Origin of the sequence: Halalkalibacterium halodurans, assembly GCF_004376175.1 — a bacterium.
Lineage (GTDB): Bacteria > Bacillota > Bacilli > Bacillales > Bacillaceae_D > Halalkalibacterium > Halalkalibacterium halodurans.
Genome location: NZ_SNUY01000113.1, coordinates 1 through 5490 on the forward strand (window position 1 = coordinate 1; position 5490 = coordinate 5490).

Here is a 5490-nt window from a genome sequence, read left to right on the forward strand (position 1 = left end):
AGAAAGCATGATCTCTACCAGGATGGCATTCATATTTCCAACAAATGCATGAAATGCAAGTGTCATCTAATCAGAGGATAACAAAAGGCAATGAAATTCTAAGATATTTAAAGCATTTTGAAGAAAACCTTAATTTATAGAGGGAGTGGAGGAAGATGAAACGAATACAAGTATCCCCTCACATCTATAAGCTGGAGAGTTGGTTCTTGCTGAAAATGAGTGCTTGGATTGTGAAAGAGGACGAAGGCGTCTATATTGTCGATACAGGAATGCCTTATATGGGAAAACGAATTCTTAAAGAAGCTGAAAAGTTAGGAAAAGTGAAAGGTGTCCTGTTAACACATGGTCACTCAGATCATGTAGGCGGGCTAAAAAAGATTTTAGACATCCAGGACCTCCCAGTGTATGTTCATACGCTTGATATCAAACATATGGAAGGGAAAGAGCCTTTCCCAGGTCGAAAAAAAAGGGAATATTTAGTTGAACCGGGTGTTGCTAAGCCATTGCCTGTTGATGAGGACGGGGAGTTTCGCTGTTTTGGAAATCTAGTACCTTACCATACACCAGGACATTCTCCAGGTCATGTCTGTTATTATCATAAAAAAGATCGAGTCCTGTTAGGAGGCGATTTATTTACATCGAAGCGTGGCAAGTTACAGCAACCTATTAAAATGTTTACAGCGGATATGAATGAGGCTGTGAGAAGTGGAGAGATTGTCAAAAAGCTTCAGCCAAGTAAAGTGAGTATTTGTCATGGGAATGATATTGACAATCCTCATACACAAATTAATGAATATTTGACCCATTACAAGTATGAGCGGAATGATCAACAAAAAATCAAAAACGAGGATCGTACGATCAGCTAACCACTCTTTATGACATTAACACAATTGCAAAACATCATTTACGACAAATAAATGTTTTATGTAAGAAAATATACCTTTTTATTCTAAAAAAGGTATTTTTCTATTGAATTTATAAAAATTATATTAAGTTTAGAAAAAATATGTTGAAATTTATAAAACGATGATTTGTTATAACCTTAGGTTAGTAACCGTAGGTTATAAAGGAAGGAGGTGCTTAATGCAGCTATTTTGCTTTCATTGTGCCGGTGGTTCGTCATCATTATTTAATGGTTGGGGATTTTCTGGAATTGAGACGATTCCCCTTGATTTACCGGGGAGAGGAAGACGAATTCGTGAGCCTTTTCATACAGATTTCCAGAGTGCAGCCCAAGATCTTGCCGGCGAAATTCAAAGAAAAAGAGTAAAGGGACAAGAGTGGGGGGTTTTTGGTCATAGTTTAGGAGCTATGCTAGCTTAAGAGGTAACGAGAATCTATCAAGATGAGTGGCTTAGCTTTCGTATCCTGAGTGGTGTTAGGCCGTTGCATCAATATAAAAATGATGTGAGTATACTCAAAGAAGATGATCGTACAATGATTCAGAAGCTAGTTGATATTGGTGGAATACCGTCTAAATATGCTGATCTTCCTGCGTTTGTTCAATGGTTTGCTCCTATTGTTCGTTCAGATTTACTGCTTGTCAAATCATTTCGATTTGTTCAAGATGATGCACCTATATCTACCTATGTTTAATTGGAACAAAAGATCTCATTACACGAAATAGCCCAGTCATAGAGTGGAGGAAGTGTTGGAGGCAATCCTTTCATTATGAAACATTCGAAGGAGATCATTTTCACATCTTAAAAAAGCCAGAAATTGTCGAACGTTTCATGAAAATGTTTCTGGGAAAAGTAGGTGAAGTCAGGTGATTGCGTTAAAAGAGTTAAAACAATACGCCGACCTACATGTAAAAACACATTCATTCCAAGCGATCAACCCACGCCAAGTATTACAGAGCATTGAACGAGCAGCCTCAGAAGAGCCTACAGCGGGAGGGTGGGATTGGCAGTGGGTGGATGCTACCAACAAATGCTTGCAAGCAAATGCGATAGAAGATGCTATTCAATGTTACAATTTTGCGCGCTTTCCCTTTCCGAAAACGAGCTTACAGCAAGAGGCTGCAGCCCGTTTGACGAAGGTTTTTGAGCAAGCATATTGTAGGGAAGATGTACAAAAACATAGAGTTTATTATGATAATCAAAAGGTAACTGTTTATGCTGCAAACCTTCATCCTGATCTTCCTTGTTTGCTCGTACTTGGTGGAATTGTGTCGATAAAGGAACAATGGAGTGTCTTTCTGCAAGTTGGAAAGCGGCTCGGATTTTCAGTCCTCATTACAGAATGTCCTGGTGTAGGAGAAAATCAAGTACGTTATAATGCAGACTCTTATCGGATGATTGGCCAAATATTAGATACGTTTGCCGGACAAGCTAAGGTTGGTGACACGTATATTGTTGGTATGAGTTTTGGTGGTCATCTTGCTATGAAGCAAGCGTTACATGACGAACGCATTAAAGGAATTACGACGGTAGGAGCCCCACTTCATTATTTCTTTCAAGACTATTCTCAATTGAATGTCCCTTTTATCACGCAAGCAACGTTGGCTCATGTGATGGAGGAGGAATTAGACCATGTCGGACGAGCACTTTCTCGTTTCGCTTTTATGCCAAAAGAATTAAACAAGCTTAAAATTCCTATTACTTATATTTTTAGTAGCAAAGATGAGATCATTCCTAAAAGTGAGAAATCATTTCTTCTTGACAACATAGCGAATTTGACATTTTACGAGTTTGATGATGTTCATGGATCGCCGAATCATTTGCCTCTCATTCAAAAAATCATTCCTCTAAGCATCCTAAAGCATAGCAATAGCAAGAGGTACTTTGTTCGAATCATGTTAGCGTTTTTACTGACATACAACAAATGGAAGGGACGGGATGGGAAACGGTGAACTCATTAAAGGTTGCTGTCACAGGTATTGGAATTTTAACAAGCATTGGACACAACAAAGAGGAAGTTTTTCAGAATATGCTTGACAATCAAACAGGAATTGGACCGATTCAGTCATTCGACGTACAAGAATTTATTAGCCAAATTGGGGCCGAGATTAGCTCCTTCCAGCCATCTGATCATTTTACACCTGAGGAACAGAAAGGGTTAGATCGTTGCGCTCAGTATGCTGTTGTTTCTATTAAGGAAGCCTTGGAGGAGGCAAGAGTAGATCAGACAGTAGAAAAAACGATTGGCTTAGCCTTTGGAACATGCAATGGTGGCCTGAATTCACTGGAAGAACAGAGAGCTTTACAGGAATTAGACCTAGAAAAAACACGAAATTATCCTTTTTATCAACAAGGAGATGTTGTAGCTAAATATTTCGGTTTAACTGGACCAGTCATCACGTTAAACACTGCTTGTGCCGCAAGTGGAAATGCAATTGGATATGCGTGTGACATGATTCGCCACGGGTTTGCTGATGTCATGATCGCAGGTGGATCGGATTCAATGTCCACTTCTGTATATGCGGGCTTTAATGCTTTAAAGGCTCTAAATGATCAACCATGTTCTCCTTATAATGAACAATATGGATTAAGTCTTGGAGAAGGTTCTGCTTTTCTTGTTTTGGAACCATTAGAAAAAGCGTTAGCAAGGGACGCAAAGGTGTATACGGTCGTAGAAGGTTATGGTTTGAGCAGTGATGCCTATCATGAGACTGCTCCTCAGCCGGAGGGACAAGGCATTCGAAAAGCGGTTGAAATGGCCATTGAACAAGGGAATATTTCCAAAGATGAAATTGATTACATTAATACACATGGAACCGGAACAAAAGCAAATGATCCTGCAGAATTGCGAGGGCTACGTGCTTACTTCGGCAAGCAATTCGACAACATTTACGTTAGCTCAAGTAAAGCGTATTTTGGTCACAATCTAGGAGCGGCTGCAGCAATTGAGTACGCGACGACATTGCTGGCATTAGAACAAGGTCTTCTCCCTGCAACACTTCACTTTTCGCAGGCGAGGGAAGGCTGCAATCATCAGAAATTAGTGACAAACGAAATGAAATCATATAAACCAAAGTATTTTTTATGTAACAACTCAGCCTTTGGTGGACACAATTCTTCAATTCTATCAAAAAATGTATACCATCCAGCGTTCTCACCAGCTACGATCACCACCTCTAGTGCTGAGGAGAAGAAGCGAATTGGCGTTTATGGCTATGGAACCATTCATAGGTTGGCCGATCATGATGGAACACTTCTATCTAACTTACATCAAGATTCACCTACTACATTTCAACTAGATTTTTCCCTTAAAGAATATAATCGTTCATTATACGAAAGACGGATGAACCCACTAACTCAATATAGCATTGCAGCATGCGATTTAGCTTTAAAGAACACTTCCCTTTCCAACATAGACAATGAACAAATTGGGCTTGTTTATGGAACTTCTCGTGGCAGCTTAAAAAGTGCGGAAAAATACTTAGGCCTGAATTATTCATACCTCGAACATAAATCAGGGTTTTAGGCCAAAAACGATTAGATTCCCGATCCCTTTGAAAGAATCATGGTTATTTTCTTCTGAAAAGCATCTTTCTAGAATGAGGAGCGGAAAAATGCCTGTTTTTGGGCATACTTCTCCCTTGGTCTTAAATCGTGTTTTAAAAAACAGGATTTTTCGATTCTATCCTAGCTTTAGCTGTTGAATCCGCTGAAGTACTTTCCAGAAAAAATCTTGGTATACAAAACTAGAGGACAATTTAAAGTAAAGGGATCGTCCTGATTTCACTAATTTACTAGCCACTTTAATGACCCTTGTACGTATGGTTTCAATTTGCATCCCTTTTTGTGCTTCTGGAAAGCAAAGCGTACGTAGCCAATTCGTTAGGTTATAGGCTAACAGGCTTACCATCATTTTCACTTCATTCACTTGAAAAGAGTGACTGCTCATTTTATCCAAATAAAAACCATTTTTAGCTTCCTTGATGTAGTTCTCCATCGTCCCTCTTTTTTGGTACGTACGAACGATATCTTTTGGAGAGAATACATCTCCTAGACTCGTTACAAAAAATGAATGGGTAAACAACAATTCGCCTGCAGGGCGAACCGATTGGATGATGACCTTTCTCGGCTTAGACCATGATTTCGCTTGATAGTCGATTTCCTCATAATAACATTCAGACTTTGTCACATCTGACGGTACTGTGGCTGGATGACATTCATCTGCCATTCGCTGTAAAATGGCGTTAGATTTCAAACGAATGACATAATAAACCGATTCACGTTCACATAAATCGTATAGAGCTGGAACGGCAAAACCACTATCGCCGCGTAAGAATGGTGTCGTTGCCGGAAATTTTTCATTGTAATGTTTGATAAGTGGTTCCACAAAATCCACAACACCATTGGACGTATACACATTTCCAGGGCGTAGCTGGGCTTTTAGGAAATCGCCTGTTATCCCATCGAAGGCAACCAATGGATGAAAGCCAACAGTCCCGTAATGGGTATTATAAGCTGTAAATTCTTGTTGGCCGTATGTGTCAGCATGTGTTGAATCTAAATCAATGATGAGTGCTTTTGACTCTCT

At 39.5% G+C, this 5490-nt stretch carries 6 protein-coding genes; 5 read left to right on the forward strand and 1 reads right to left on the reverse strand.

The window, feature by feature from the left end; genetic code table 11:
* The first annotated feature begins 155 nt into the window (after positions 1-155).
* The 5 genes from E2L07_RS19970 (at position 156) to E2L07_RS19985 (ending at position 4428) form a co-directional block, all read left to right on the forward strand.
* Positions 156-866, forward strand: coding sequence for an MBL fold metallo-hydrolase (locus E2L07_RS19970; protein WP_134230472.1), 711 nt, complete (start codon positions 156-158; stop codon positions 864-866).
* Positions 867-1083: 217 nt separating this feature from the next.
* Positions 1084-1323 carry a thioesterase II family protein gene (locus tag E2L07_RS19975; protein ID WP_166740143.1) on the forward strand — a complete coding sequence of 80 codons (240 nt, stop codon included), beginning with the start codon at positions 1084-1086 and terminating at the stop codon, positions 1321-1323.
* A 114-nt stretch (positions 1324-1437) separates the two neighbouring features.
* Positions 1438-1596, forward strand: coding sequence for a hypothetical protein (locus E2L07_RS21000; RefSeq protein WP_166740144.1), 159 nt, complete (start codon positions 1438-1440; stop codon positions 1594-1596).
* Positions 1597-1768: 172 nt separating this feature from the next.
* Entirely contained in the window at positions 1769-2854 is a 1086-nt protein-coding gene (locus tag E2L07_RS19980; protein ID WP_134230474.1) for an alpha/beta fold hydrolase, read from the forward strand.
* On the forward strand, positions 2851-4428 hold the full coding sequence (locus E2L07_RS19985) for a beta-ketoacyl-[acyl-carrier-protein] synthase family protein (protein ID WP_243855021.1): 1578 nt from the start codon (positions 2851-2853) through the stop codon (positions 4426-4428). The genes E2L07_RS19980 and E2L07_RS19985 overlap by 4 nt, the downstream gene beginning before the upstream one ends.
* 156 nt (positions 4429-4584) lie before the next feature.
* Here E2L07_RS19985 and E2L07_RS19990 read toward each other — a convergent pair.
* The coding region (locus tag E2L07_RS19990; RefSeq protein ID WP_134229984.1) for an IS1380-like element ISBha1 family transposase at positions 4585-5490 on the reverse strand (906 nt) is incomplete at its 5' end.

Coding starts and splice junctions, on each gene's coding strand:
- E2L07_RS19970 (WP_134230472.1), top strand. CDS start 156: ATGAAACGAATACAAGTATCCCCTCACATCTATAAGCTGGAGAGTTGG.
- E2L07_RS21000 (WP_166740144.1), top strand. CDS start 1,438: ATGATTCAGAAGCTAGTTGATATTGGTGGAATACCGTCTAAATATGCT.
- E2L07_RS19975 (WP_166740143.1), top strand. CDS start 1,084: ATGCAGCTATTTTGCTTTCATTGTGCCGGTGGTTCGTCATCATTATTT.